General features: G+C 67.8%; 24 protein-coding genes. 9 read left to right on the top strand and 15 right to left on the bottom strand.

From position 1 onward, the window contains the following. Positions 1–51: 51 nt before the first annotated feature. From BCO18175_RS37885 to BCO18175_RS37870, 4 genes are all read right to left on the bottom strand, one after another. The gene (locus tag BCO18175_RS37885; RefSeq protein WP_174988699.1) at positions 52–663 is read right to left on the bottom strand and encodes an alpha/beta fold hydrolase; all 612 of its coding nucleotides are present in this window, start codon (positions 661–663) and stop codon (positions 52–54) included. A 52-nt stretch (positions 664–715) separates the two neighbouring features. Then, positions 716–1,450: a metallophosphoesterase family protein gene (locus BCO18175_RS37880; protein WP_174988697.1), complete on the bottom strand. Its 735-nt coding sequence runs from the start codon at positions 1,448–1,450 to the stop codon at positions 716–718. A gap of 111 nt (positions 1,451–1,561) precedes the next feature. Next, the gene (locus BCO18175_RS37875) at positions 1,562–2,098 is read right to left on the bottom strand and encodes a GNAT family N-acetyltransferase (RefSeq protein ID WP_174988695.1); all 537 of its coding nucleotides are present in this window, start codon (positions 2,096–2,098) and stop codon (positions 1,562–1,564) included. A gap of 12 nt (positions 2,099–2,110) precedes the next feature. Further along, entirely contained in the window at positions 2,111–2,743 is a 633-nt protein-coding gene (locus BCO18175_RS37870) for a LysE family translocator (RefSeq protein ID WP_174988693.1), read from the bottom strand. 304 nt (positions 2,744–3,047) lie between these two features. On the opposite strand from BCO18175_RS37870, the gene BCO18175_RS37865 reads away from it, so the two are divergent. Together BCO18175_RS37865 and BCO18175_RS37860 are read left to right on the top strand one after the other, a co-directional pair. After that, on the top strand, positions 3,048–4,241 hold the full coding sequence (locus BCO18175_RS37865; protein ID WP_174988691.1) for a porin: 1,194 nt from the start codon (positions 3,048–3,050) through the stop codon (positions 4,239–4,241). Positions 4,242–4,341: 100 nt separating this feature from the next. Beyond that, positions 4,342–4,773 (top strand): GFA family protein, encoded by a 432-nt coding sequence (locus tag BCO18175_RS37860; protein WP_174988689.1) that lies wholly within the window; start codon positions 4,342–4,344, stop codon positions 4,771–4,773. 143 nt (positions 4,774–4,916) lie between these two features. Here BCO18175_RS37860 and BCO18175_RS37855 read toward each other — a convergent pair whose 3' ends face one another. After that, positions 4,917–5,177, bottom strand: coding sequence for a hypothetical protein (locus BCO18175_RS37855; protein WP_174988687.1), 261 nt, complete (start codon positions 5,175–5,177; stop codon positions 4,917–4,919). 59 nt (positions 5,178–5,236) lie between these two features. Here BCO18175_RS37855 and BCO18175_RS37850 point away from each other — a divergent pair, with 59 nt between their 5' ends. Continuing rightward, positions 5,237–7,159, top strand: a complete 1,923-nt coding sequence (locus BCO18175_RS37850; RefSeq protein ID WP_174988685.1) for an SMP-30/gluconolactonase/LRE family protein — start codon at positions 5,237–5,239, stop codon at positions 7,157–7,159. Positions 7,160–7,211: 52 nt separating this feature from the next. On the opposite strand, the gene BCO18175_RS37845 is transcribed toward BCO18175_RS37850, so the two are convergent. The 6 genes from BCO18175_RS37845 to BCO18175_RS37820 form a co-directional block, all read right to left on the bottom strand. Continuing rightward, on the bottom strand, positions 7,212–8,153 hold the full coding sequence (locus BCO18175_RS37845; protein ID WP_174988683.1) for a c-type cytochrome: 942 nt from the start codon (positions 8,151–8,153) through the stop codon (positions 7,212–7,214). After that, positions 8,150–8,836, bottom strand: coding sequence for a c-type cytochrome (locus BCO18175_RS37840; protein ID WP_174988681.1), 687 nt, complete (start codon positions 8,834–8,836; stop codon positions 8,150–8,152). The genes BCO18175_RS37845 and BCO18175_RS37840 overlap by 4 nt, the downstream gene beginning before the upstream one ends. 58 nt (positions 8,837–8,894) lie before the next feature. Further along, the gene (locus BCO18175_RS37835) at positions 8,895–9,953 is read right to left on the bottom strand and encodes a molybdate ABC transporter substrate-binding protein (protein ID WP_174988679.1); all 1,059 of its coding nucleotides are present in this window, start codon (positions 9,951–9,953) and stop codon (positions 8,895–8,897) included. A 7-nt stretch (positions 9,954–9,960) separates the two neighbouring features. Continuing rightward, complete coding sequence (gene tetH / locus BCO18175_RS37830) at positions 9,961–10,752, bottom strand: transcriptional initiation protein Tat (protein WP_174988677.1); 792 nt, start codon at positions 10,750–10,752, stop codon at positions 9,961–9,963. Positions 10,753–10,973: 221 nt separating this feature from the next. Next, positions 10,974–12,269, bottom strand: coding sequence for an MFS transporter (locus BCO18175_RS37825; RefSeq protein WP_174988675.1), 1,296 nt, complete (start codon positions 12,267–12,269; stop codon positions 10,974–10,976). A gap of 140 nt (positions 12,270–12,409) precedes the next feature. Next, positions 12,410–13,873 (bottom strand): mannitol dehydrogenase family protein, encoded by a 1,464-nt coding sequence (locus BCO18175_RS37820; protein ID WP_174988673.1) that lies wholly within the window; start codon positions 13,871–13,873, stop codon positions 12,410–12,412. Between the two features lie 157 nt (positions 13,874–14,030). Here BCO18175_RS37820 and BCO18175_RS37815 point away from each other — a divergent pair, with 157 nt between their 5' ends. The 5 genes from BCO18175_RS37815 to BCO18175_RS37795 all read left to right on the top strand — a co-directional run bounded on the left by BCO18175_RS37815 (position 14,031) and on the right by BCO18175_RS37795 (position 19,642). Beyond that, positions 14,031–14,762: a GntR family transcriptional regulator gene (locus BCO18175_RS37815; RefSeq protein WP_174917093.1), complete on the top strand. Its 732-nt coding sequence runs from the start codon at positions 14,031–14,033 to the stop codon at positions 14,760–14,762. A 21-nt stretch (positions 14,763–14,783) separates the two neighbouring features. Then, positions 14,784–15,992, top strand: coding sequence for a D-mannonate dehydratase ManD (gene manD / locus BCO18175_RS37810; RefSeq protein ID WP_174972011.1), 1,209 nt, complete (start codon positions 14,784–14,786; stop codon positions 15,990–15,992). Positions 15,993–16,021: 29 nt separating this feature from the next. Continuing rightward, positions 16,022–17,053 (top strand): Zn-dependent oxidoreductase, encoded by a 1,032-nt coding sequence (locus tag BCO18175_RS37805; protein WP_174988671.1) that lies wholly within the window; start codon positions 16,022–16,024, stop codon positions 17,051–17,053. Between the two features lie 179 nt (positions 17,054–17,232). Further along, positions 17,233–18,267, top strand: coding sequence for a 3-dehydro-L-gulonate 2-dehydrogenase (gene yiaK / locus BCO18175_RS37800; protein WP_174988669.1), 1,035 nt, complete (start codon positions 17,233–17,235; stop codon positions 18,265–18,267). Between the two features lie 85 nt (positions 18,268–18,352). Continuing rightward, positions 18,353–19,642 carry an MFS transporter gene (locus BCO18175_RS37795; protein WP_174988667.1) on the top strand — a complete coding sequence of 430 codons (1,290 nt, stop codon included), beginning with the start codon at positions 18,353–18,355 and terminating at the stop codon, positions 19,640–19,642. A gap of 36 nt (positions 19,643–19,678) precedes the next feature. Here BCO18175_RS37795 and BCO18175_RS37790 read toward each other — a convergent pair whose 3' ends face one another. Next, positions 19,679–21,868 carry a TonB-dependent siderophore receptor gene (locus tag BCO18175_RS37790; protein ID WP_174988665.1) on the bottom strand — a complete coding sequence of 730 codons (2,190 nt, stop codon included), beginning with the start codon at positions 21,866–21,868 and terminating at the stop codon, positions 19,679–19,681. 399 nt (positions 21,869–22,267) lie between these two features. On the opposite strand from BCO18175_RS37790, the gene BCO18175_RS37785 reads away from it, so the two are divergent. Next, positions 22,268–22,714 carry a hypothetical protein gene (locus tag BCO18175_RS37785; RefSeq protein WP_174988663.1) on the top strand — a complete coding sequence of 149 codons (447 nt, stop codon included), beginning with the start codon at positions 22,268–22,270 and terminating at the stop codon, positions 22,712–22,714. A gap of 25 nt (positions 22,715–22,739) precedes the next feature. On the opposite strand, the gene BCO18175_RS37780 is transcribed toward BCO18175_RS37785, so the two are convergent. From BCO18175_RS37780 to BCO18175_RS37770, 3 genes are all read right to left on the bottom strand, one after another. Continuing rightward, the gene (locus tag BCO18175_RS37780) at positions 22,740–23,834 is read right to left on the bottom strand and encodes a porin (protein ID WP_174972023.1); all 1,095 of its coding nucleotides are present in this window, start codon (positions 23,832–23,834) and stop codon (positions 22,740–22,742) included. A 102-nt stretch (positions 23,835–23,936) separates the two neighbouring features. Next, the gene (locus BCO18175_RS37775; RefSeq protein ID WP_174988662.1) at positions 23,937–25,280 is read right to left on the bottom strand and encodes an MFS transporter; all 1,344 of its coding nucleotides are present in this window, start codon (positions 25,278–25,280) and stop codon (positions 23,937–23,939) included. A 156-nt stretch (positions 25,281–25,436) separates the two neighbouring features. Then, positions 25,437–26,498 carry a Rieske 2Fe-2S domain-containing protein gene (locus BCO18175_RS37770; RefSeq protein WP_174988661.1) on the bottom strand — a complete coding sequence of 354 codons (1,062 nt, stop codon included), beginning with the start codon at positions 26,496–26,498 and terminating at the stop codon, positions 25,437–25,439. Between the last annotated feature and the right edge of the window lie 46 nt (positions 26,499–26,544).

The following is a 26,544-nucleotide window of genomic DNA, read 5'->3' as shown; positions in this document are numbered from 1 at the left end:
GTTTGTGTCGAAACCGAACCGACGTCGAAGTCGAAGTCGAAGCGCGCGACGTCACGCGCGCCGCAGATGCGCATCGACGAGCGGTGCGAGCGTCTGCGCATGCACGGCAGCAAGATCGTGCCGGCCGCCGTGCAGGATATGCAGCCGGGCGTCGGGCAACCGTTCGAGCAGGCGCTGGCCGGCCGCGAGGGGGCTGATCGGATCGTCGTCGCCCCACAGCAGCAGTGTCGGCTGCGCGATGCGGCCGATTTCCCGCGACAGGTCCGCTCGGAACGTCAGGAACCAGTCGGGAAGCTGCGGATTGGCTTCCGCGAAACCGGTGCGCCAGTCCTGCGCGCCGAGCCCTGCCATGTCGAGTCCGCCGGACGTGACCGTCAGCACGAGGTGCGTGATCAGTTCGGGCTTGTCGAGCGCCGCGCGCATCGCGATCACGCCGCCCATCGATTGGGCGATCACGGCGGTCGGCCGGTCGATCGTTTCCAGCACATGACGCACGAGGCTGTCGAAATCGTCGACGGCCGGATCGCGCGGCGTGTCGCCGAAGCCCGGATAGCCGACGATCCGGCGCTCGGCCGGATGGGTCAGCAGATTGGCCAGCGGTTGCCAGAAGGCGGTGCTGCCCGATGCGCCGGGCAGGAAGAGCAGTTGCGACGGAACGGGCATGGCGGTGCGGTTTTCCGGTGAATGAAGTGAAGCGGAAGGGGGGCCAGGCGCATCAGCACCGGCCGGTACGCAGCGCGACGGTCCAGTCGTCGCGTCCGCGCGATGCCGCGGTGGCGGCCGCCGTGTGCCAGTCGTATTCGACCGCATGGAATTCGACGTTCCAGCCGGCCGCCGTGCGCGACACCATCGCGTAGCGCGCATGCGGCGACCCCGTCTCGATGCGGTGAGGATGCGGCAGGTCGTCCGCATACGCCTGCAGCCCGACGCTGCCCGGGTTGACGATCAGCCGGCCGTCGTCGAGTTTCGCCGTGCGCGGAATGTGCGTGTGGCCGCACAGGATCAGCGATGCCGGTTCGTCGCCCGCCCGCCGCGCGACTTCATCGGGCGTAGCCGCGCGGCAGCCGTCGGGCGTCACCGTCTCGAGGAAATAGACGAGGTCGCTGTCGGGCGTGCCGTGCACCATCAGCACGTCGTTGCCGAGCGTCATGCGTTCGGGCAGCGCGGCGATCCATTCGAGATGATCGGCGCGCAGCGTGTCGTGCGCCCAGCGATCCGACAGCCGCATCGACTCGCGATCGCCGGTGAGCAGTTGCCGTTCGTGATTGCCCTTGATGGTCGGCAGGTCGAGCGCGATCAGGCGGTCGGCCGTTTCGGCCGGATGGAGCGCGCCCGACAGGATGTCGCCGAGATTGACGATCACGTCGGCGCCGCGGCGGCGGACGTCGTCGAGCACCGCGTCGAGCGCGGCGAGGTTGCCGTGGATGTCGGACAGCGCGGCGATTTTCATGGCGGATCGTCGGGGAAGGGAACGGCGATTGTCGCCAATTCGGCACAGGCCGTCCAATGGCATGCGCGCGCGAAGCCGTGAGCGGTCCGACGCGAAGCCGCGGGTTGCGCGTCAGTCGGTCGCGAGGCGCGCGTACATCGCGAAATCGCCCGGCGTGCCGCGCACCATCCTGTATGCGCGTAACAGCCCTTCGTAACGGTAGCCGCACTTCTGCAGCACGTGCGCGGAGCCTGCGTTGCTGGTCAGCACGACGGCCTGCATGCGCATGAAGCCGCCGTCCGCGAATGCCCATGCGGTGACGGCCTCGCACAGCGTGCTCGCGATTCCACGCCCCCAGTGCGACGGCGCGAGATCGTACGCGATCTCCGCCGAGCGGTTCACGGTGGACACGGTATGCAGGCCGATCGTCCCGGCGAGCGCGCCCGATGCGTCGTCGATCACGGCGAGACGCCGGATCGAATCGGGGTCCGTCGATTCGATGGCGTCGAACAGCGGCAGCAGATCGTCGGGCGAGCGCAGGTTCCAGCTCGTATGGCGGAAGACGTCGGGGTTCGACAGGTACGCGTACCACGCGTCGAGGTCGGCGCGTTCGAGCTGGCGGAGCGACAGGCCGGGAAAGCCGGAGCGGGGCGGCGCAGCGATTTTCATCGGCATCCGCCCCTACGCCGCATGACGCCGGTACAGCGCCAGCGACCCGGCGAGCGCGAGCAGCATCGCGCCGCATGTGCGCTCGAGCCACAGCGCCCCCGCGCGCTTCAGCAGCCGCACCGCACGTGCGCCGAGCAGTGCGTAGCCGAACATCACGGCACCGTCGAGCAGCGCGAACGTGACCGCGAGCGCGACGTATTGCGGCGCGAGCGGCGCGGACGGATCGAGAAACTGCGGCAGGAACGCAGAGAAGAACAGATAGCCCTTCGGGTTCGTCACCGCCGTGAGGAAACTCTTCGCGAAGATCGACGCGTTGCGCCCGGATGCCGCGCCATCGTGCGCGACGGCGACATCGAGCGACCCCTTCGACATCAGCAGCCGGATGCCCACGTATGCGAGATACGCGGCGCCGAGCCACTTCACCACCGAGAACCAGAACGCCGACGCCATCAGCAGCGCGCCGAGGCCGAGTGCGACCGCGACGATCAGCACGAAATCGGACAGCATCGCGCCCGCGAAGCCGTAGGCCGCGCGGCGCACGCCGTAGCGCGAGCCGTTGGTCAGCGCGAGCAGCACGGTCGGGCCGGGTGTCGCGATGCCGACGAAGGCGACGGCGGCAAAGATCAGCAGGGTCGTTTCATGCATGAAGGCACTCCCGATGGACGGCGGCGTTCGATTATCGGCTGCGCCGGCCCACGCTGTACAGGTGCGGCGCGCCGCGCACACGGCCGCCCGGTCGACTATCTCGATTTTGGCAAGAAACTGTTTTCATTATTCCGCTTTCGAAAGGAACCGGTTCCAACTACCATGGCGGCCGCAGTGGGCATGCCCGCCGCGTCGTCGCGCGCGGACGCTGCCGGCCTCGCACCGCCGGCGGATCTCGCCGCCCGCGCGCTACTCGCAACTGACAGCCAGAACAACGGGTTCAACGCCCGGAGACACGACAATCATGAACAAGCAACTGATCGCAGCGCCGCTGCTGCTCTCGCTCGCGGGCATCGCCGCCGCGCAAAGCTCCGTCACGCTGTACGGCATCGTCGATGCGGGCGTGACCTATCGCAGCAACGAGCGGGTCGGCTCCGCGGGCGCGTACACCGGCCATTCGAACGTCGGGCTCACCACCGGCAACCTGTCCGGCAGCCGCTGGGGCATCAAGGGTTCCGAGGATCTCGGCGGCGGGATGCGCGCGCTGTTCGTCCTCGAGAACGGCTTCGACATCACGAACGGCACGTCGGGGCAGGGTGGCCGCCAGTTCGGCCGCCAGGCGTTCGTCGGCCTCGGCAGCGACCGCTACGGCACGGTCACGCTCGGCCGCCAGTACACGTCACTCGACGACTTCGTGAGCCCGGTCGGCCCGTCGTCGTACATCGGCGGCTTCGGCGCGCACCCGGGCGACATCGACGACCTCGACCAGACCGCGCGCGTCGACAGCTCGATCAAGTACACGAGCGCCAACTACTCGGGCTTCACGTTCGGCGCGCTGTACGGCTTCGGCAGCCAGCCGGGCAGCATGAAGCAGCGCAACACGTGGAGCGTCGGCGCGGCGTACGCAGCGGGCCCGCTGCGTGTCGGCGTCGGCTACGAGCGGTCGGACAACAGCAAGACGGGGGCGACCGACCCGACGGCGGGCAAGTGGCAGAGCACCGACGACGGGCTGTTCAACTCGTCGATCAACGAAGGCTACGCGAGCGCGCAATCGCAGCAGATCATCGCGACCGGCGCGACCTACGACTTCGGCCCGGCCGTCGTCGGCGTGAACTACAGCAACGTGCAGTACCGCAGCGGCGGCCAGTCGCTGTTCGCGGGCCACGCGACGTTCAATGTCGCGGGTGTGTTCACGCGCTGGAACGTGCGCCCGCAGACGCAACTGTTCGCGGGCTACAGCTACACGCGCGGCAGCGATGTCGACGGCGTGGACGACCGCGCGCAGTATCACAACGTCACGCTCGGCGCCGTCTACGACCTGTCGAAGCGCACCAGCGTGTACCTGCTCGGCGCGTACCAGCATGCATCGGGCATGACGCTCGACGCGCTGGGCCGGCCGGTGGCCGCGACCGCGTCCGTCTCGGACAAGGCGAACGGCCACTCGTCCGATTCGCGCTCGCAGGCCATCGTCAGCCTCGGCCTGCGCCAGAAGTTCTGACGCATCGCGATCGTTGCGGCCGCAACGTTGCCGGCAGCCGATGCCGGCAGCGTTGCCCGCATGCTCCTATACTGTCGCCTCCTTTCTTCGAGGAGACGACATGATCCGAACGCATTCCGCGAGTTGCCTGTGCGGAACCGTCACCGTGACGCTGCGCGGCGAGCCGGCCGCGCGCGCGAACTGCCATTGCGCGACCTGCCGCGATTTCTACGGCACGCCGGTGCTGTCGGCGACCGCGTGGCCGCCCGAGCAGGTTGCCGTCGAAGGCGCCAGCGCGACGTTCCCGCATCCGGCGAAGTCGATGTCGCGCACGTACTGCGCGTCGTGCGGCGAGATCGTGTTCGGCACCAACCGGCTCGGCATGCGCGTCGTGCCGAACAGCCTGGCCGCGCGTGCGCACGGCGGGCAGCTGCCCGGCGACCTGCAGCCGACGATGCACCTGTTCTACCGGCACCGCGTGATCGACGTCGTCGACGCGCTGCCGAAATTCCTCGACGGCTGGGACGGCCCGACGCTCGACGACGCGAGCTGAACGATCGCGGCCGCGTGCCGGCACGGCCGGCGCGCGGTTCGGGGTTTCTCCGCCGTATCCCGCTTTCCCCTCCTTTCCTCCCGCCGCATGCCGCTGCGCTGAATCGCGACGACGCGATTTCACCGGATAATATTTTTTCTCTTTCATTTTAATTTCGATTTGTAATCATCGAGCCCATTTCCGGGGAATGAAAAAGGCAATGCGGACATTTCAGAAAAAATGACGCATTCGTATTGAGCGACCCGGAAGAAAGTGCCGGGGAAAAGCACCGAAACCGTGCGGCCGGCAAGCCGTTGCGGCACGGTGAACGGGTTTGACCATCGTTGACGGAAAAGCGCCGGACGGCAAAAAAGAGCGGAGTGAATAATTCGGGATGACGGCGAATGCGCTTTAGCCGGAATCACCAATATTTCATGCGCCGCGATTTACAGTGTCGACAATTGAACGTTCGGGAGCACTATTCATGTCAATGAAACAAATTCGGGCGGCATTGCTGGGAATGTGCGTGGCGGTGCTGGCGCCGGCGAGTCACGCGCAGGTGCCATACTCGACCGACTGGCTCGCGAACACGTACGGCACGCTGGCCCAGCACGTCGGCAATGCCGCGCGCTCGATGTGGGTCGCGCCCGAGGGCGTGATCTACACGGCGTCGCGCTGGGACGAGAACGCGGGCGGCGTCGCGCTCTACCAGAACGGCCAGCCGATGGGCACGATCGGCATCCACGACGAATTCCAGGGCGGCGCGATTACCGGCAACGCGACGTCGCTGTTCGTCGCGCTCGGCTACAACCGCACCTTCGGCAGCGGTTCGGTGGGCCGCTACGATCGCAGCACGAACAAACGCGACCTGCGCATCCCGGTCAGCACGTGGACGGGCCTCCCGAACCCGGACGTGATCACCGGCCTCGCGACGGCCGGCAACCTGCTGTACGCGAGCGATTTCTACGGCAACCGCGTGCGCGTCTATACGACCGACGGCGTGTGGCAGCGCGACATCGGCGTGACCGGGCCCGGCGCACTGGCGCTCGATGCGGCCGGCAACCTGTGGGTCGCGCGCATGAGCGCGGGTGTGGTCGTGCAGTACAGCGCGACGGGCACGCTGATGAACACGCTCCAGATGGCGGCCGGCGCGCGGCCATCGGCGCTGTATTTCGACGCATCGACGGGGCAGTTGCTGGTGGGCGACCAGGGCCCGGAGATGAACATCAAGCTCTACAGCTTCGCCGGGTTGCCGCAGCAGATCGGCACGTTCGGCGTGCGGGGCGGCTATCTCGACACGACATCGGGCATCAAGGGGCAGGTCGGCGACAAGCGCTTCACGCGCGTGGTGGGCATCGGCAAGGATTCGGGCGGCAACCTGTACGTGCTCAACAACGCGTGGGGCGGCGGCTGGGATCTCGGGCGCAACGGCAGCACCGACCTGCATTCGTACAGCCCGACGGGCGCGCTGCAATGGAAGCTGCAGGCGCTGAACTTCGAGGCGATCGCCGCGCCCGACCCGGCCACCGACGGCGCGTTCTTCTACAGCGGCAACAACGTGTATACGGGCTCGGCGGGCGGCACGTTCGTCGCGAACACGGTCGATCCGTTCACCTATCCGAAGGACCCGCGCCTCGACATGAACGACTACCAGCGCGGCCAGCACTTCGGCCAGCTCGTGACGGTGGGCGGCAACCGGATTCTCGTCGCGTCGGGCCAGAACCCCGGCAACTTCAATTTCTATTACTTCACGCCGGCGACCGGCTATATCGCGAATCCGGCCGGCTCGCTGCCGGGCAAGCCGTTCAACACGTCGCTGCAGGTCACGACCGGTTTCGACATCGACGGCAACGGCGACGTGTGGGCCGGGCTGAACGGCTCCAACGCGATTACCCGCTACCCGATGACGGGCTTCGACGCGACCGGCAAGCCGTCATGGGGCAAGCCGGTGACGACGCCGGTGCCGAGCACCGTGGCGCCGACCACGCGCATCATCTACCAGGCGGACAGCGACACGATGATCCTCGCGCAGGGCCTCGCGAACAACTGGGACTGGACCGCGATGAACGGGCATATCGAGGTCTATCACGGCTGGAAGAACGGCAACACGAGCGCGCCGAACCCGGTGATCAACCTGACGAGCGCGAACCCGAAATCGATCGCGGCGGCCGGCCACTACCTGTTCGTCGGCTACGTGCACACCGTGCCGAACGTCGACGTGTTCGATCTCAACACAGGCGCGCTCGTGACGACGCTGACCAACTCGAACACGTCGGCGATGGACGTCGGCAACGACGTCGACTCGATGTACGGGATTCGCGCGTACCTGCGCTCGACCGGCGAATACGTGATCACGAAGGACAACTACAACGGCACGAGCATGATCGTGTATCGCTGGCACCCGTGAACGTGCAGGCAGCGCTGGCCGTGCGGGCCGGATGGCCTGCACGGCGCATGCATCACGGCGCGCCGAGCACGCGCCCGTTCACGTTGAGCCCGTACATCGAATCGGGCGAATCGTGGAACTTCGCGCGCGTGTCCTTCACCGAGCCCGTGAAGCGCGGGTCTTGCGGGCGTTCGTGGCTGTCCATGAAGGTCGCGACGTCCCACGCTTCCTGATCGGTCAGCGTGCCGCCGAGCCCGAGCGGCATGTTGGCCTTGATGAAGCCGGCCGCATTGCGGATGTCGCCCATCCCCGCGCCCCAGTTGAACGAACGCGCGCCCCACAGCGCCGGGAAGACCGCCTTGCCGCCGCTCGACTGCCCCTGGCCGTCCGCGCCGTGGCACAGCGCGCAGTGCTGCGTGTAGACGGCGGCGCCGCGTGCATAGTCGGCCTTCTGCGCGGGCGGCGGCAGTTTCAGGAAACCCTGCCCCGGCAGCTTCGTGCCGACCGGCGCGCCTTTCGCGAGCCAGTACGAATAGGTCTCGAGCGCGACGAGGATCGGGTCGCCGGCCGGCGGCGCCTTGCCGTTCATGCTGTAGCGGAAGCAGCCCTGCAGGCGCTCGGCGAACGTGTTCACGTGGCCGTTCTTGCTGCGGTACGCCGGATACAGCAGGTACGCGGCCCACATCGGGCTCGAATCGGGCCGCCGGCCTGCGTCGAGGTGGCAGCTCGCGCAGGTCAGCTTGTTGCCGACGTACTTGCCCGCGAACTCGGGCGTGTGCAGGAAGATCTGCTCGCCGAGCTTCACGGTCTTGCCGAACTCGTCGGCGGGTATCGCGGATTCGGCGGGCGGCGCGAACGGCCTGGCTGCCGTCGCCGCTGTGACAGGCGCGGGTGCGGAAGCGACGGCCGGTGCCGGTGCATCCTGCGGCGCGGCCGCGAACGCAAGCGCGGGCATCCAGGCCGCGCCGAGCAGGGCCGCGCGGGTGCGGCGGATCAGCGTCGTGCGGTCGATCATCGCTTGTCTCCTTGTGCTGCGCCGCCGCGCGCGTAGTAGGCGGCCACCGCGTCGACGTCGGCATCGGACAGCTTGCCGGCGATCGCCGGCATCAGCGCCATCGGCCCGGGCGGGCGCGTGCCGTGTTTCCAGCCGTTCAGCTGGCCGGCAATGTACGCGGCGGGCTGGCCCGCGAGCGGCGGAAACGCGGTGCCCACGCCGAGGCCGCCGGGGCCATGGCATTGGGCGCACGCGGGCAGGCCCTGCGACCAGCGTCCGCGCGTCGCGAGCCACGCGCCGGTGTTCGCCGGGTCGATCGACGTGTCGTCGGCGGCGACGATGCCGGCCGGCGCGGGCAGGCTCGCGAAGTACGCGGATACCGCATCGCGCTCGTGCGGCGTCAGCAGTTTCGAGAGCGGCTGCATGACCGGGTTCTGGCGGCTGCCGTCCGCGAACGCGGCAAGCTGCGCGGACAGATACGCGGCGTGGGTGCCCGCGAGGCGCGGGAAGCCGGCCGCCGCGTTGCCTTCGCCCTGGCTGCCGTGGCAGCCGATGCAGGCGGCGACGCCCGTCGTCGTGCCCTGTGTGGCGATCGTCTTGCCGAGCGCGGCGTCGTCCGCGTGCGCCTGGCCGGCCAGCAGCGCGGCCGCTGCGAGCAGCAGCGGCGCGAACCGGCGTCGCGATGTGTCCACCGTATCGTTCACGTGTCCCCTCCTTGTTGTCGGTCGCGTGCGCGCCGCCGGACTGCCGGCGCGGCCGCGGTCAGCCCGCGTCGGGCTGCTTCTGCTCCGGCGCGAGGTGCTGCGCCGGTGTCGCCGCATCGTATCGGCCAAAGCCGTAGCGCTGGAAAATCCGGAACGCTTCCGGCGACCGGATGAACGCGAGCCACGTGCGTGCGGCTTCCGGATGCGGCGCGTCCTTCACCATCGCCCCCGCATAGATTGCCGTCGTATTCTGCTCGGCAGGAATGTCGATGTGCATCAGCGGATGCCCGACCTGTTCCTGGAATGCCGCTTCGGATTGCCACAGCACGCCCGCGTCCGCGCGCCCCTGCATCAGGAACAGTGCGGTTTCCCGATGGTGGATGTGCGTGAGCTCGGTCGTGCCTGCGTGCACCTTGTCGTCGTAGACGGTACGCGCGAGCGTGTCGCCGCCGGCCTTCACGAGCGACGCGCGGATCTGCCGCGCGACGCCTTCGAACGCCGGATTGGGCATCGCAAGCTGCACGTCGGGCCGTGCGAGGTCGTTCAGCGACGCGATGCGCTTCGGATTGCCCGCGCGCACCATGATCGTCAACTGGTTCGTCACGTACGGCACGGCCGGGCCGGTGAGCGTGCCGTCCTCGATCAGCCCGTTGATCTTGCCGAGCCCCGCGAAATACGCATCGGGCTTGACCGTCCACGTCATGTTGCCGACGGTGATCGTGCCGCCCGCCTGGATCTGCTTCACCAGCAGGCCGGGCGGGATCGTTTCCCAGTAGATGCGGCCGCGGTATTCGGGATGGTCTTCCTCGAACTTCGCGACGAGCGGCGCCATCGCGAAAAAATAGTTGCCGCCGACGAACAGCACCAGCTTCGGCGCGGTGAGGTCGCCGTGGAAATCGGCGAGCACGTCGACCTGAGGCACCGTGAATTCGAGGCCGCGGTGCATCGCGTCGTTGTTGCGGCCGTCCTGCCAGGGCGGAAAGCGGGTTGCGGCGGTGTCGGCGGGCGCGGCGAGCGACAGTGCCGATGCGCAGCACAGCCACGCGGCCAGCGCGGCGCGCAGCGTGCGCCGACGGCGGTGCGGCGGCGATGGCGGTTGCATGGGGATCGATGTCATCGCGGGCTCATTTGGCGTACGTGAAGCCGGCCTGCTGCAGCTCGGGCAGCGTGCCGACCGCGCCCGGCGTGACGATCGCCGACGGGATCACGTGGTTGGTCAGGTCGGCCGCGAGCGCATCGAGCGGCAGCTTGTCGGGATTCGCGTTCGCGCCGTCGAGCCGTTCCGCGAGTTCCCAGATCGCGTTGTGGCACGACAGGAACACGACGCCGCGCTGCTGCAGCGCGGCGAGGCTGTTGTCGTGCGACGAGAATGCGCCGTCGGGCAACGCGTGGTCTTGCGCGCCCTTCGATTGCGCGGGCTTCGCATCGAGCAGCGTGTTGGTCGGGAACGCGGCGCCGGCGAATTTCGCGAGGCCGTACTTGTCCCATGCGGCCTGGTCGAACAGCGCGAGATGCGCGCTACCGTGCGTGGCCGATACGACGAGGAAATCCGGATGACGGTACGACCAGATCTGCGCGTTCAGCGAATTGCGCATCAGGTTCAGCCACGGGCCGCCGAGCTCGGTGTTGTCCCACACCTGCTTCGGCCCGCCGCGGTAGCCGGTCACTTCGGCGAGCGCCGCGTGATCCCACTGGTCGGGGCGGTCGAGGATCATCGGCACCGTCTTGAAGTCGCGCCGTCTCGGTGCGGCCGCGAGGCGGCGCGTGAGGTCGGCGAGGCGCGTGGCGCCGCCGGGCAGCAGCGCGCCGGTTTCAGGCGTGGCGGCGTGAGCGGGACGCGCGGCGGCGAGCAGCGCGGTGCCGGCCGCGAGGCCGAGTGTCTTGAGCGCGCCTCGGCGCGCATGCCGGTCGGACATTGAATTCTCCCGGATCGTTGTTGTGGGGGGGCGGGCCGCATCGCCGTGCCGTGCCGTGGTGGAGCGTCGCCATCGCGTAGCCAGTCTAGAGGCGTGCGATCGATACCGGAAATCGCGATATCGGATGAGAGATATTCGAGGGTCTGATGATTGGCGGAAACGACAAGGCCGCGAGGCGCCGACTCATGCGGCGCCGCGCGGCCTTCGTCGACCGTGGGCGATCAGTGCGCGGTGCGTTCGCGCAGCACGCCCGCGGGCCGCGCGTTGCGGACGAACAAGCCGGCCAGCACCGCGCCCGCGAGTGCGATCGCGCCGGCCAGCACGAACGCGGACGCGAACGAGCCGCTGCGCTCGACGATGAAGCCGGTCACCGCCGGCCCGATCACGCCCGACAGGCTGCCCATGCAATGCAGGAAACCGCTGACGCCGCCGACGCGCGCCGGATGCACGACGTCCTGCACGATCGCCCAGTAGATCGCGCCCGTCACGTACAGGAAGAACAGCGACACGGACATCAGCGCGACCGCGCCCTGCGTCGACTGCACGGCGCCCGCGACGGCCACGCACGCGCCGGCGCCGAGCAGGCAGGTGACGAGCACGATCCGGCGCGACAGCAGCAGGTTGCCGGTGAGCCGGTACAGCGCATCCGAGATCGCGCCGCCGCAGGCGAGACCGACCGTGCCGACGAGCCAGGGCACGACGGTGGCGACGCTCATTTCCTTGATGTTCAGGTGGTGCGCCCGCACGAGGTAGCTCGGGAACCAGCTCAGGAAGAAGAACAGCACGTAGTTGTAGCTGAAGAACGCGGCGGCCGTCGCGAGGATGCGCGGCTGGCGCACGTAGTGCGACAGCGTGTGCGCCGGCGTCGCGGCGTCGGCCGCCGCCGGCATGTGGGCGGTCGACGCGGCGAGCGTTGCCGCGGACGTGTGCGGCGCGCCGTTGACCGGCGTGGCCGGGCGATCCGACGTCGACATCATCCACACGACGACCCACGCGAGCCCGATCGCGCACACGATCCAGAACGCCGGCCGCCAGCCGAACTGCGCGGCCAGCAGGCCGACTATCGGCCCGGCGATCGCGCCGCCGAGCGGCGAACCGGCGCTGAGCAGGCCCATCGCGGTCGCGGCGGCGTCGCGCGGCAGCCAGTTGTTGACCATCTTGTTCGCGGCCGAGCACAGCGGCCCTTCGGCCATGCCGAACAGCAGCCGCACGATCAGCAGGCTCACGAAGCCGACGGTGAGCGCGGTCATCCCGCAAAACACCGACCACAGGCCGACCGACAGCACGTACACGAGCTTCGGCCCGAGCCGGTCGGACGCGAGCCCGCCGATGAAGTTGAACAGCGCGTAGCCGATGAAGAACGTGCTGAACACGAGGCCCATCTGCGCGGCGTCGATGCCGAGATCGGTCTGCACGATCGGCGCGACGATCGACAGCGCGACGCGGTCGAGATAGTTGATCCCGTACACCAGGAACAGCAGGAACACCGTGAACCACGCCTGCGACTTCTGCTTCATGTCCGTCTCCTTCGTGCCGGTGGGCCGGCCGTCATGGTTGTCTCGTCGATCGTTTGCCGCGCCGGTCTCTGTATCGGCGGGCTGCGAAGCGGTATTGCGCGGTTCGCGTCGGGTGCGCGCGAACCGGGGAAAGCGGTCGTTCAGCGCGCGTGCAACGGTGCGAGCAACGCGTCGGTGCCGTGCGCGCGCAGCGTCGACAGGTGCGCACCGATACGCGCGATCAATGCATCGGGCCACGCGGTCGAGCCGGCAAGCGCGGTGCTGCCGAGGGCGGCTCGAACCGCATCGGCGGCATCGCCGGCCGCCGACAACGTCGCGCCGAGCGCGGCGGCACCCGGATCGCTGATCGTGAGCGGCCGACCCGATTCGTCCTGCGCGGTGGCGAGGTAGTGCAGCCACAGCGCGAGCGCGCGTTCGAGGTACGGGCGCTCGACACCGGCCGCCGCGCTTTCGCCGAGCGCGGGCAGCCAGCGCAGCGGCACCTTCTGCGTGCCGTCCATGGCGATTTGTTCGGTGCGATGCGCGAGCGTCGGATTGCGGAAGCGCTGCACGAGCGTCGCGCAATAGCCATGCGCGTCGTAACCGGACGGCACGTCGACGGTCGCGAGCAGGTCACGCGTCATCACACCGTCGACGAGCGCCGCGATCGCCGGATCGGCCATCGCGTCGGACACGGTCGCGCGGCCGCGTAACTGCCCCGCATACGCGATCGCCGAATGCGAGCCGTTCAGCAGCCGCAGCTTCATCGTTTCGTAGGGCCGTACGTCGCCGACGAGGTGCGCGCCGGCGTCTTCCCAGCGCGGGCGCGGGCCGGCGAAGCGATCCTCGAGCACCCATTGCGAGAACGGCTCGCAGACGATCGCGGCCGCGTCGCGTGCCCCGAGATGCGCGTGCGCCCAGTCGAGCGATTCGGGCGTCGCGGCCGGCACGATCCGGTCGACCATGCTGTTCGGGAACGCGACGTCGTCGCGGATACGCCGCGCGAGCGCGCCGTCGATGCGTTCCGCGTAGTCGATCAGCAGCGCGCGCAGCGTGTCGCCGTTCGACGTCATGTTGTCGCAGCAGACGACGGTCAGCGGCGCATGGGCCGGCCGCAGGCGCAGGCCGGCCGCGATCACGCCGAGTGCAGTGCGCGGCGCGTCGGGCGTCGCGAGATCCTGACGAATCGCGGGATCGTCGGCATCGAGCCCGCCGCCGGGGCGGCGGCAATAACCTTTCTCGGTCACGGTCAGGCTGACGATCGACACGGCCGGATCGGCGATCAGCGCCAGCAGCGCGGGCAGCGATTCGGGCGCGAACAGCGCGCCGTGCACCGCGCCGACGATCCGCGTGCGCGCGCCGTGGCCGTCGCGTTCGGTCACCGTGTACAGGTGATCCTGCGCGGCGAGCAGATCGACGGTATGGCGCCGCCGCAGTTCGACGCCGACGATCCCCCAGCGGAGGTCGCCTTGTTCGAGCACCGTTTCGGTATGCAGCGCCTGGTGCGCGCGATGGAACGCGCCGAGGCCGAGATGGACGATGCCGGTGCGGACCGCCTGCCGGTCATAACCGGGGCGGCGCGTGCCGGGCGGCGCGGTGCGCAGGAAATCGGGGGCGGATGGCATGACGTTTGACAGCGGCTTGTACCATGGTAGATGTCGAGGTGTGTGCAGGTTATTTCGACTTTTAACGGGAAGTTATCGGTGTAAACGCTAGATCGCCTGAATCCGGTGGCTTATGTACCATGGTAGTCATCGATATCGAGTCGGATCAATCGCAACCATGAGCGAAACGGCAGCACTGGAAGAAGCGGACGTCGTGGTCACGGCGTTGCAGGGGTTCTCGCTGGACGAGAGCCGGTCATATACGGAGCAGGTGCATGCGCTGCTGCGCCACGCGATCGTGCGCGGCGCGCTGCCGCCGCGCACCGCGCTGTCGGAGGCGGTGATCTCCACCACGATCAAGGTCAGCCGCACGCCGGTGCGCGAAGCATTCGCGCAGCTCGCCGACGAGCGGCTCGTGCAGATCATCCGGAAGGTCGGCACGCTGGTCGCGCCGATTCCGGTGTCGATCCTCGAGGAAGGGCGCTTCGCGCGCAGCACGCTCGAATGCGCGAACCATGTCGAGCTCGCGCAGAAGATCACGCCGGCGCAGCTCGCGGAGCTGTCGCGGATCATCGACGCGCAGCGCGAGGCCGTGGCGGCCGGCGACGTCGAAGCGTTCTTCGATCTCGACGAGGCGATGCACGGCCGGATGTTCGCGTTCGCGGGCCGGCCCCACGTGTGGGAAATGCTGCAGCCGATGAAGCGCCAGTTCGACCGCGTGCGCTGGCTGCTGCTCGACCGCGTCGAGGATCACGCGCGCCGCGCGCTGCAGGAACACGAACAGATCCTCGCGCACATCGCGTCGCGCAACATGGCGCTGCTCGGTGCATCGGTCGCGATGCACGTCGACCGGATCGGCTCGCATCTGCCGGAAGTGCGCAGCCGCGCGCCCCATTACTTTGTCGACTGAAACGCCCGCTGGAGGAGCGCAGTGAAAATCGAACGCTTGCAGACCATCGTCACGTGTCCGGGCCGGAACTTCGTGACGGTGAAGATCGTGACCGATGAAGGCGTGTACGGCCTCGGCGACGCGACGCTCAACGGGCGCGAGCTCGCGGTGCGCGCGTACCTGGAAGACCACGTGTTCCCGTGCCTCGTCGGCCGCGACCCGCGCAACATCGAGGACATCTGGCAATACCTGTATCGCGGCGCGTACTGGCGGCGCGGGCCCGTGACGATGACGGCGATCGCGGCGATCGACATGGCGCTGTGGGATATCAAGGGCAAGCTCGCGGGCATGCCCGTCTATCAGCTGCTCGGCGGCAAGAGCCGCGACGGGCTGATGGTGTACGGCCACGCGAACGGGCGCGATCATGAAGAAGCGGTCGACGCGGTGCGCGCGCACATCGAGGAAGGCTACCGTGCGATCCGCGTGCAATCGGGCGTGCCGGGGCTCGACAAGGTGTACGGCGTCGGCAAGACCGCAGGCGCATACGAGCCCGCCGAGAAGGGGTTGCCGCCCGAGGAGCCGTGGGACACCGCGCTCTACCTGCGCCACACGCCGGAACTGTTCCGCAAGGTGCGCGACGCGGTCGGCGATGCGCCGCACCTGCTGCACGACGCGCATCACCGCCTCACGCCGATCGAGGCCGCGCGGCTCGGCCGCGATCTCGAGCCGCACCGGCTGTTCTGGCTCGAGGATGCGACGCCCGCGGAGAACCAGGACGCATTCCGCCTGATCCGCCAGCACACGACGACGCCGCTCGCGGTCGGCGAGGTGTTCAACTCGATCTGGGATTGCAAGGACCTGATCCGCGACCAGCTGATCGACTACATCCGCGCGACGATCGTGCATGCGGGCGGCATCACGCACGTGCGGCGCATCGCCGACTACGCGGCGATGTACCAGGTGCGCACCGGTTTCCACGGCGCGACCGACCTGTCGCCCGTCTGCATGGCGGCGGCCGTGAACTTCGGGCTGTGGGCGCCGAACTTCGGCATCCAGGAGCTGATGCCGCACAGCCCGCTGACCGATGAAGTGTTTCCGCACAGCTACCGATTCGAGGACGGCTATCTCGTGATGGACGACGTGCCGGGCCTCGGCGTCGACATCGACGAGACGCTGGCCGCGAAATATCCGTACGAGCGCGCGTACCTGCCGGTCGCCCGGCTGCGCGACGGCTCGATGTGGAACTGGTAAGCGCCGAAGATCAGAAGGAGAGAAACGAAATGTTGAGTGTCGTTGTCGATCGTCCGAACAGCATGGGCGTGCGTGAGGTTCCGCTGCCCGTGCCCGCCGCCGGCGAAGTGCGCGTGAAGGTGCGCTATGCGGGCATCTGCGGGTCGGACCTGCACATCTTTCACGGCAAGAATCCGTTCGTGTCGTACCCGCGCATCATCGGCCACGAGTTCGTCGGCACGATCGAGTCGGTCGGCGCGGGCGTCGATGCCGCACGGCTCGGCGAGACCGTCGCGGTCGACCCGGTGATCAGCTGCGGGCATTGCCACGCGTGCACGATCGGCCGCCGCAACGTGTGCCGCCACCTGACCGTGCTCGGCGTGCATCGCGACGGCGGCTTCAGCCAGTACACGTGCGTGCCGGCCGGCAATGCGTACCGGATTCCGGAAGCGATCGCCGATACCTGCGCCGCGATCGTCGAGCCGTTCGCGGTGGCCGCGAACGCGACGTCGCGCACCGGCGTGCTGCCGGGCGATGTCGCGCTGATCTACGGCGCCGGCACCGTCGGGCTGACGATCCTGCAGGTGCTCAAGCGCGTGTACGGCATCCGCGCGTTCATCACCGACCGGCTCGATGCGCGGCTGCAGCTCGCGCGCAAGTGCGGCGCGGCGGAGGACGAGATCATCAACACGACCGTCGAGTCGCTGCCCGACGCGCTGGAACGGCGCGGCGTCGACGGCGGCCCGACGCTGATCTTCGATGCCGTGTGCCATCCGTCGATTCTCGAGGAGGCCGTGCGGATCGCCGCGCCGGCCGGCCGGATCGGCGTGCTCGGTTTTTCATCGGAACCGTCGGCGATCGTGCAGGCCGAGCTGACGAAGAAGGAGCTGACGCTCGCGGCGTCGCGGCTGAACTGCGCGATGTTCCCGCAGGTGATCGACTGGATCGCCCGCGGGCTGATCGAGCCCGAGCATATCGTCACGCACAAGGTGGGCTTTCGCGATGTCGCGCACGCGTTCGACATGGCGGAACGCAATCCGGCGGAAAGCTGCAAGATCCTGCTCGATTTCTCGGGCGGCTGATCGCGGTTCCATCCCGTTTCGTGTCGCCGGCCGGAGCGTGTCGCGCGTGTCGCGCCGCACCGGCCGCATGACGCGATCGCTCGCCGGCGACGGGCCAGGGCGGTGCGAATCCCGCGCGCCGCATCGGGGGCAGGTTCGGGATCGAACACATCGATATCCACCATCAGGAGACATGCACCGTGACCCGGATTCCCTTCGAAGACATGCAGCGTGCGATCCATGCGGCGCTCGTGCATGCCGGCATGCGCGAACGCGACGCCGAGATTTGCGCGCGGGTGCATACCGAATCGACCTGCGACGGCGTCAATTCGCACGGCATCAATCGCGTCGCACGATTCGTCGACTATCTGGACAACGGGTGGGTGAACCTTGACGGCGTGCGTGAGCGCGTCAAGCAATTCGGTGCGATCGAGGTCTGCGACGGCCATCGCGGCCCGGGCATTCTCAACGCGCTGTCCGCGACCGACCGGGCCATCGATATCGCCGACGAGCAGGGTGTCGGCATCGTGGCGATGCGTAATGCAACCCACTGGATGCGGGGCGGCACCTATGGCTGGCACGCTGCCGAGCGCGGCTACATCGCGATCTGCTGGACCAACACCGAATCCTGCATGCCGGGCTGGGGCGGCAAGAATACGCGCGTCGGCAACAACCCGTTCGTGATGGCGGTGCCGCGCGAGCGCGGCCATATCGTGCTCGACATGGCGATGTCGCAGTACTCGTACGGCAAGCTGCAGGCCACCCGCCTCAAGGGGAGGAACATGCCGTTTCCGGCAGGCTTCGACAGCAGCGGGAAGCTGACCGCCGAGCCCGGCCCGATCGAGGCGTCGATGCGCATTTTGCCGATGGGCTACTGGAAGGGTTCGGGTTTCGCGATCATGCTCGACGTGCTCGCGGCGGTGCTGTCCGAAGGGCTCGCGACGAACGGGATCGATGCGATTCAGCAGGGAAGCTGCACCGGGTGCTCGCAGGTCTTCATCGTGATCGACCCGCGCAAGCTCGGCGGCGAAGCGTTCACGAACCATGTGGCCGACGGCGTGGCGGACTACGTGAACGCGTCCGAGCTCGCGGAAGACAGCAGCGAAGTGCTTTATCCGGGGCAGAGCGCGCTGCGCACCCGGATCGAACAGCGGCAGCACGGTATCGCCGTCGACGACGGAATCTGGGCCGACGTGCTCGCGCTCGCGGAGCGCCGGGCACCGCCGCATCGCTGACGACACGACGGCGGCCACGCCGGCACGAACCGACGGATCGAACCCATTGCTGCAAGGACGCTTGCTTTCATCGGGAGAACTGACCATGAGGGCGGATGTCGCGCTTGCGCTGGACGCAGGCATCGAGGCACGGAACGAAGATGCGTTGTACCGGAAAGTGATACTGAGGATCGTTCCGCTGTTCTTTCTCGGTTTCATCATGTCCTACCTGGACCGCGTCAACATCGGGTTCGCGAAACTGCAGATGGCGGCCGATTTCGGTCTGACGAATGCGTCGTTCGCACTCGGTGCGAGCGTGTTCTTCTGGGGCTACATGCTGTTCGAGATCCCGAGCAACCTGATCCTGCGACGTGTCGGCGCGCGGGCATGGATCGCGCGGATCATGATCACCTGGGGGATCGTGTCGATCCTGATGATCTTCTCGAGGAACGAGGCCGCGTTCTATTCGCTGCGGTTCCTGCTGGGCGTCTGTGAGGCCGGCTTCGTCCCGGGCGTCATGTACTACACGAACACGTGGCTGCCGGCCCGGCGCCAAAGCGGCATGTATTCGCTGTTCCTGATGGCGTTGCCGGTCGCCGTCGTGTTCGGCGCGCCGCTGTCCGGCGCGATCATGGAGACGATGAACGGCGTGGCGGGCATCCGCGGGTGGCAGTGGCTGTTCCTGATCGAAGGGCTGCCGTCGGTGGTGCTGGGCGTCGTCATCCTGATGCTGCTGCGAAACAGTCCGGCCGACGTGGACTGGCTGAGCGCGCGCGAGAAGCAGATCATCGAGGCGAACGTCGCGAAGGAGGCGGCCGTCAAGTCGCATCGCGTGGCCGATGCATTCCGGTCGCCGAAGATCTACGCGCTGATCGTCGTGATGATCCTGTTCAACACCGGGTTCTACGGACTGACGTTCTGGATGCCGACGCTGTTTCACGATGCGGGGGTGGCGAACAGCCTGACGGTCGGGCTGCTGACCGCCATCCCGTTCGGCGTGGCCGCCATCTGCATGTACGTGAACGCGAAACGCGCGGAGCAATCCGGGCGGTTGCGCCGGCACGGCGTGATACCCGTCGCGCTGGCCGCGATCGGCTTGTTCGTCGCGACGATTGCGCACGACAACTTCTGGCTCGCCCTGGTGATGTTGACCGTCGCGACATCGGGCATCCTGTCGCTGATGCCGATCTACTGGACGCTGCCGGGGCGCGTGCTGTCCGGCCCGGCGGCCGCGGCCGGCTTCGCGCTGATCAATGCGTGCGGGAGCCTGTCCGGCATCCTCGGCGCGACGATCATCGGCTATGCGGGCCTGCGGATCGGCATGACCATCCTGGCCGGATTCCTCGCGTTGTGCAGCATCGTGTTCTACCGGGTCTGTCCGCCCACGGCGGACTAGCCGCGCGCCAAACCGCGGCCGGCCGCACGATGGCGGTCAGAACGACACCGTCGTCGTCAGCGTGACGAGCCGCGGCTCGCCGACCGCGACGATCAGGTTGGTGTTGCTCGACGGGTAGTAGGTCTTGTCGAGCAGATTCTTCACGTTGAGCTGGAAGCGCGTAGGGAATTTCCCGATCGTCGTTTCGTAGGCTGCGAATGCGTCGACGGTCACGTAGCCGGGCAGCGTGAAGCTGTTCGCGGTGTCGCCGGAGCGTGCGCCGACGAGACGTGCGCCGCCGCCGAAGCGCCAGCGGCCGGGCAGGTTCGCGATCGCCGTGTCGTACACCGCGAACAGGCTGCCCGTGTGGCGCGCAACGTTGACGAGCGGCGTGTTGCTGTCGCGGTCGTTTGCGTTCGTATAGGCGTAGCTGCCGATCACGCTCAGGTGGCGCGTGATCTGCCCCGCGACGTCGAGTTCGATCCCGCGCGAGCGCGCGGTGCCGATCGTCGACGTGAGGTCGCCCACCGTGACCGCGACGTTGCGCTTGTCGATCTGGTAGACCGCGAGCGTGCCGGTGATCGCGGGCTTCAGGCTGAACTTCAGCCCGGCCTCGAGCACGCGGCCGTATTCCGGCGCGAGCGGCGCCGCGACGTTCGTGGCGACGTTCGACTTGAACGAGCGGCTCACGTTCGCGTAGGCGGTCAGCGCCGGCGTGAGCGCATACGCGAGCCCGAACTGCGGCAGCCACACGGTGCCGCGCGAGCGGTCGGCGAACACGAACGGCCGCCCCATCCCCGATTCCTGCTGCCAGTTTTCCCAGCGCAGCCCGCCTACCGCCGTGAGCCGGTCGGTGAGCTTCACCGAGTCCTGCACGATCGTCGAATACGCATGGACCACCGAGCGCGAATCGCTCTGCTTCGGGTTGGGCGTGCCGCCCGGCGCGAGCAGGTCGTACACGGGGTCGTACAGATTGAAGCCCTTGGTCGCCTTGCCGCGGATCGTGTCGCCGCGGAAGCTGCGCTGCCGCTCGTATTCACCGCCGATGTAGATCGCGTGGTTCATCCCGGCGAGCGTCACGTTGCCGAGCAGGCCGAGCGTCGCGATCTGGTCGGAATCGTTGCGCCCGAGGTTCGCATCGGACGAGCGCGTCAATGCGCCGGTCGTGCTGTTGAATGCGGTGGCGCGGGTGATGGTTTGGTCGTAGCGATCGCGACCCCAGCCGTAGGTTGCACGCACGCGCCACGCATCGGAAAAGCGGTGCTCGACGCGCGCGCGCAGCGTTTCCTGGATGCCGTTGCTCTGCGACCATGCTTCCTCGTAGCGGCGATAGCGCAGCGCATCGTCGAGCTGGCCGTTCACGAGCACGGTGCCGCGATCGAACGGCGTCGTGTAGTCGACGTACTGGTAGCTGACATCGATCGACGTGTTCGCGTCGTGCCACGACAGCGCAGGCGCGATCAGCGCGTCGCGCTGGCGGCCGAAGCTGCGCCAGTAGCGGCTCGTGTCGTATTGCCCGGTTAGCCGGAACGCGAGCGTGCCGCCCGCGACCTGGCCCGGCTTGCCGAGCGGGCCCGTGAGATCGAACGTCGCGCTGCTGCCGCCGTGGCTCGTGCGCGAGGCCGAGATCGAGCCGCCGAACGTGTCTTCCGGCTTGCGCGTGACGAGGTTGATCACGCCGCCCGGATCCTGCATCCCGTAGAGCAACGACGCCGGGCCCTTCAGCACTTCGACGCGGTCGATCGTCGCGAGGTAGCTGTGCAGCACCGGCGTGCGCACGCCGTCGACGAGCACGGAGCCGTCGTTGTTCGACCCGAAGCCGCGCTTGATGAACGCGTCGCGCGTGCCGCCGAGCGTGTTGGTCTGCGTGACGCCGCTGATGTTGCCGAGCACGTCGTCGAGCGAGCGTGCCTGCTGGTCCTGCATCACGCTGCTGCTGACCACCGCGACCGATTGCGGAATCTCCTTGATCGAACGGTTGTCGCCGCCTGCGATGCTCGTGGTGCGCGGCTGATAGCCGACCGTCGGATCGACGGTTGCCGATGCGCTGACGCTGATGGCCGGGAGTTCGCGCGCGGCCGGTGTCGCCGGCGCAGAGGTGGATGCAGGGGCGGCCGGCTCTGCGCCGGCGCGTTCGGCGGCGGATGCCTGCGTGCCGCTCGCGACGCACAGGGTGATCAGGGCAGGCAGGCTCGTGTGCCACGGACGCAGGGTCCGGGCGCGGCGGGGCGTTCGACGGGATGGCATGAATCGATGCAGGACGGAGTACTAAGGATCGTGTCGCGGGCCGCAGCGTTCCACCGCGACCAGGGGGTGAATAATATATGTAATGAGAATCATTTGCAATTGTAATGAGGTGATCGGCGGCACGCGGGCCTTGGTTGCCGGGCCGTCGGCCGTCTGCTACCGTAGCGACCAAAATCAGACGTAGTGAAATTCAATGAGAGAGCCGGGGGCCGCACCATGTCATCTTCCTGTCACGTCGCGTTCAGCGCGACGCTGCGCACCGCGCACGACCATGCGGGTGGTGAAGTGATCGCAGCCGTGTTCCGCCATTCGAACGATTAAAGCAACGGAAGCGAATTCGTCCGGCGCAAGCGCCGGGCTTCAATTACTTCAACCACCACGTTAGACGGGAGACCACCCATGAAGAAGATTTCCGCGCCGTTCGCGGCGGCCGCGCTTGCGGCGTGCACGATGCTGGCGGGCGTTCACCAGACCGCCTGCGCCGCGTCGGACACCGAGCCCGCGATCGACGCGCGTTACGGCGCCGTGATCGAGGCCTATACGCAGGACATGGCCGCCGCGAAGACGAAGTACGACGGCAAGCGCCTCGTGTTCGTCGGCGCCGTGATCCGGATGGGCAGCGACCCGGGCGGCACCTATTTCGGCGCGCTGACGGCCGACGGCGAGCAGTTCGACACGCATTTCGACGTGGCCGACCAGGATGCACTGAAGCCGAAATTCCCCGGCGGCGAGATCAAGCCGTTCGTCACGTCGGCCGCGTTCCGCTTCAGCTGCGTGAACGAAGGCTATATCGATGCGCCCGTCCTGCCGGGGTTGAAGCTCTCGCACTGCCGGCTCGCCAACTGACCTGCGCTGGCGCGGTGTCCGGCGTTCAGAACTTCTGCTGGATGCCGGCCATCACGCCGAGCTGGTTCATTCCGGTCCCGACCGTCCCGCCGGCAGCGACCGCGTTCGCAGCCAGCGTGCTGTTGAACATGTAGCCCACCGACGTATAGACGGTCGTCCGCTTCGACAGGAAATAGTTCGCGCGGCCGACGAGCAGCGTGGCATTCGTGCCGCCTTCACTGTTTTCGCGGCGCTGCAGGTAGCGTACGCCCTGAAGGTCGAGCGCGAGGTAGGGCGTCGCGTAGTACGTGCCGCCGGCGAACACGATATCGGCCTGCAGGTGTTCGGCCGCCGCGAGGTTGCGGCGGATCCATCCGGCGCCCAGTTTCGCGGGCCCGATCTTCACGTAGCCGGCGACGATGTCGCGCGTGTCGGTGTACGCCGGATTGTTCAGCGGGGCCAGCGCGCCGCCGCCGCCGCGCATTACGTCGTGCGACGCGGCGAGCCCGAAGTTGCTCGCGTCATACGCGAGCATCGCCGTGTACTGACGGCAGGCGACGATATCACCGGGCACCTGTCCGGCGCAGCCCGTCGCCGACGGCCCTGCCGGCCCGGCCGCGTCGCGGCCGAAGCTGTAGGTGGCGCCGAGCGTCACGCCGTGGAACGTGCCCTTGTAGCCGATCGCATTGTCGCTGCGCGCGTTCGGCAGATAGGAATCGAAATCCGCCATCGAGTGAATCGACGGGCCGATCACGTCGGCATTGGTCAGCACGATCATCGACATGTTCATCTGGCGGCCGAGGGTCAGCGCGCCGAACGGACTGTTCACGCCGACGTTCGCCTGTCGCCCGAACAGGCGCCCGCCGTAGTTCAGTGCACCGGTGCCGGGCTGGAAGCCGTTTTCGAGCACGAAGAAGGCCTGATAGCCGCCGCCGAGATCCTCCGTGCCTCTCAGCCCCCACCGTGACGGCACCTCGCCGGTCAGCGTCGGCATGCCCGTGAACGATCCGCCGTGCGCGGCGTTGTTGTAGTAGGACACGCCGGTATCGATGATCCCGTACAGCGTGACGCTGCTTTGCGCACAGGCCGGTCCGGCCAGCGCCATTGCCGTCGCGAGTGCGACACCCAGTTTCGTTTTCATGGCTGTCTCCAAACAGTATGTAGATATGCTTATCGATTTTTTTATTGAACCGGACGGATCCGGAATGCCGACGCGTATCGGCAGGACTGCGGGCGTCGCGTGTTACGACATCGCCGGGTCGTGTTGCCGGCGCGGCGCCGCGGCACGCGAGCCCACCATGAAGACGGCGATTGCCGCGCCGGCCATCGGCACGAGGAACGCGAGATAGAGATGGGACACGGACCAGCCGTCATCCAGCAGCGCACCGACCGTCATCGGCGACAGGATCGCGCCGAGGCGGCCGATACCGACCGCAAGGCCGATGCCGGTCGTGCGGATTTCGGCGGGGTACGGCGTCGGCGACAGCGCATACATGCCGGCCACGCACGCATTGATCACCGCGCCGAGGAATACCCCGACGGTCATCCCGATGCCGAGCGAGCCCGTGTTCGCGCCGAACACGACCATCAGCGCGCCGCCGAGCAGCAGGGTCGCGCCCAACAGATTGCGCAGGCCGAAACGCGTCGACAGCAGGCTGAAGAGCGACGCGCCCGCGATGCCGCCGAGGTTGAGCAGTACGCCGCCGGTGACGCCCTGCGATGCCGACAGCCCGGCCTGGACCAGCAGCTTCGGCGTCCAGCTCACGACGAAGTAGAAGCTGCCCATCACGAGGAAGAACGCGATCCACAACGCGATCGTGCGGCGCGCGAGCGGAGCGCGCAGCACGGCCGTCCAGCTCGACGCGGGGCTCGCCGCGCCGGTGGACGAGGTCGCGATCGGCAGCGAGTCGATCGGTGCGCGCTTCATTCTCGCGAGGATGCGGTTGATTTTCCGCAGCGCGTCGTCCGGACGCCTCGCCAGCAGGAAATCGAGCGATTCCGGCAGCAGCGCAAGCACCATCGGGATCGCCAGCAAGGTCAGGATGCCGCCGAACGCGAACACGCTGCGCCATCCCCACGTCGACAGCAGGTAGCCGGCGATGACGCCGCCGGCGGTGGCGCCGATCGCGTAGCCGGTCGACTGCATGCCGATCGCGGCGCTGCGCCATTTGTTCGATGCGTACTCGCCGCTGATCACGGTCAGGCTCGCCAGCATGCCGCCGATGCCGAGCCCCGTGTACGCCCGCGCGATGGCGAGTTGCAGCGTACCGTGCGTGGCCGCACAGGCAAGCATCCCGGTCGAGATCACTGCGAGGCAGAACAGGATGATGCGGCGGCGGCCGACGCGGTCGGCCAGCGGCGCGATCAGCACCGAGCCGATGCCCATGCCGGCCAGCCCGGCGCTCAACAGCAGGCCGATTTCCTTGCCGCTCAGTTTCCATTCGGCCGCCAGGTGCGGCGCGGCGAACGCGACGGCCAGCACGTCGAAGCCATCGAGCATGTTCAGCACGACGCAGGCCGTAACCGCCATCGTCTGGAACGCGCTCATCGGGGATTCGTCGATCGTATTGCGGATATTTGCACTCACGTCAAAGATCCTTCATAAAATAGTATGACTAATCAAATGGAATGGAATCGAAGCCGGCGGTAGCGGATGGGATGAAACCGAATGCGCGGGATGACGGGCATCCCCGGGAAACACCCGCCGCGGCCGGCAGGCGCCGCTAGTGCGCCGGCACGATGCTTACGCGGGTTCGGGTTGCAGCAGCAGTCGTTCGATCACGCGCCGCGCGCGATTGGGGCCTGCGTCGACGTGAATGTCGAGCTGGCGGCCGTCTGGAAAACGCAGCTGATTCCGGTATTGCGCTTCGATCACGGTCTTGTCCTCGTCGAACGTCGCGGCGGATTGCTCGATGACCGTTTGCGCGACGCGCTCGACGTCGTGTTGCGGATTGGTCGCGACGGTCCAGAAGTAGTGCGTCGTGGTTTCCGTCTCGGGCGTGATGCCGTGGAAGCCGCGCATGTGAAAGCCGCCACGCGCCGGATCGTGCAGGTCGCCGGTACCGGCGTCCATCGCGCCGGTCCAGATCCGGATGTGCGACACGTGGAACTCGATTTCCTGCCACCGATCGACGCGGGCCGCGAACGGCCATGCGGCGGTGTAGGTCGGCGGCGGGACGGAATCCGGCATCCGGCGAACCAGTGTCACCGTGTCGCCGTCGCTGCTGACGCGGGTTTCCGCGCCCATGTGCAGCGGTGCGTTGCCGCCGATCGTTTTCAGATGGACATAGCCGAGGTGGCTCAGGTCCATCAGGTTGTCGTGAATCAGTTGATACGGTGCGTCGTAATGGTAGTTGCCGCCGCCGAACCGGTATTGCGGATCCCCGTGGAACGCGTAGCGCGGCGGCGCGTAGGTCGGTCGAGCGTGCGCGTCGGCGCCGATCCAGATCCACACGATCGCGTCCTGCTCCTGCACCGGGTACGACGACACGCACGCCTTGGCCGGAATCCGGTCCTGGCCGGGAATCTCGACGCATGCGCCGTCGCGGTCGAACAGCAGGCCGTGATAGCCGCAGCGCAGGCCGCGCGCTTCGAGCGAGCCGCACGACAGCGGCAGCGACTTGTGGCAGCAGCGATCCTCCAGCGCACCGACTTCCCCGGACGGCAACCGGAACAGGACGACCGGATGGCCGAGCAGCGTGCGGGCGACGGGTTTGTCCGTCAGTTCGGATGACAGCGCGGCGACCCACCATCGGTCGACCGGGAATTTAGCAGTATTGAATGATGACCGGGTAGGTTGTTCCATTGATCGTCTCCAGTATTGTGGTTGGCCGCCTCGGGTCGGGCGGGTC

Source organism: Burkholderia lata, from assembly GCF_902499335.1.
GTDB classification, from domain to species: Bacteria; Pseudomonadota; Gammaproteobacteria; order Burkholderiales; family Burkholderiaceae; genus Burkholderia; species Burkholderia lata_B.
Note: the sequence above shows the minus strand (reverse complement) of the source record. Positions and strands in the feature narration are given on the sequence as shown.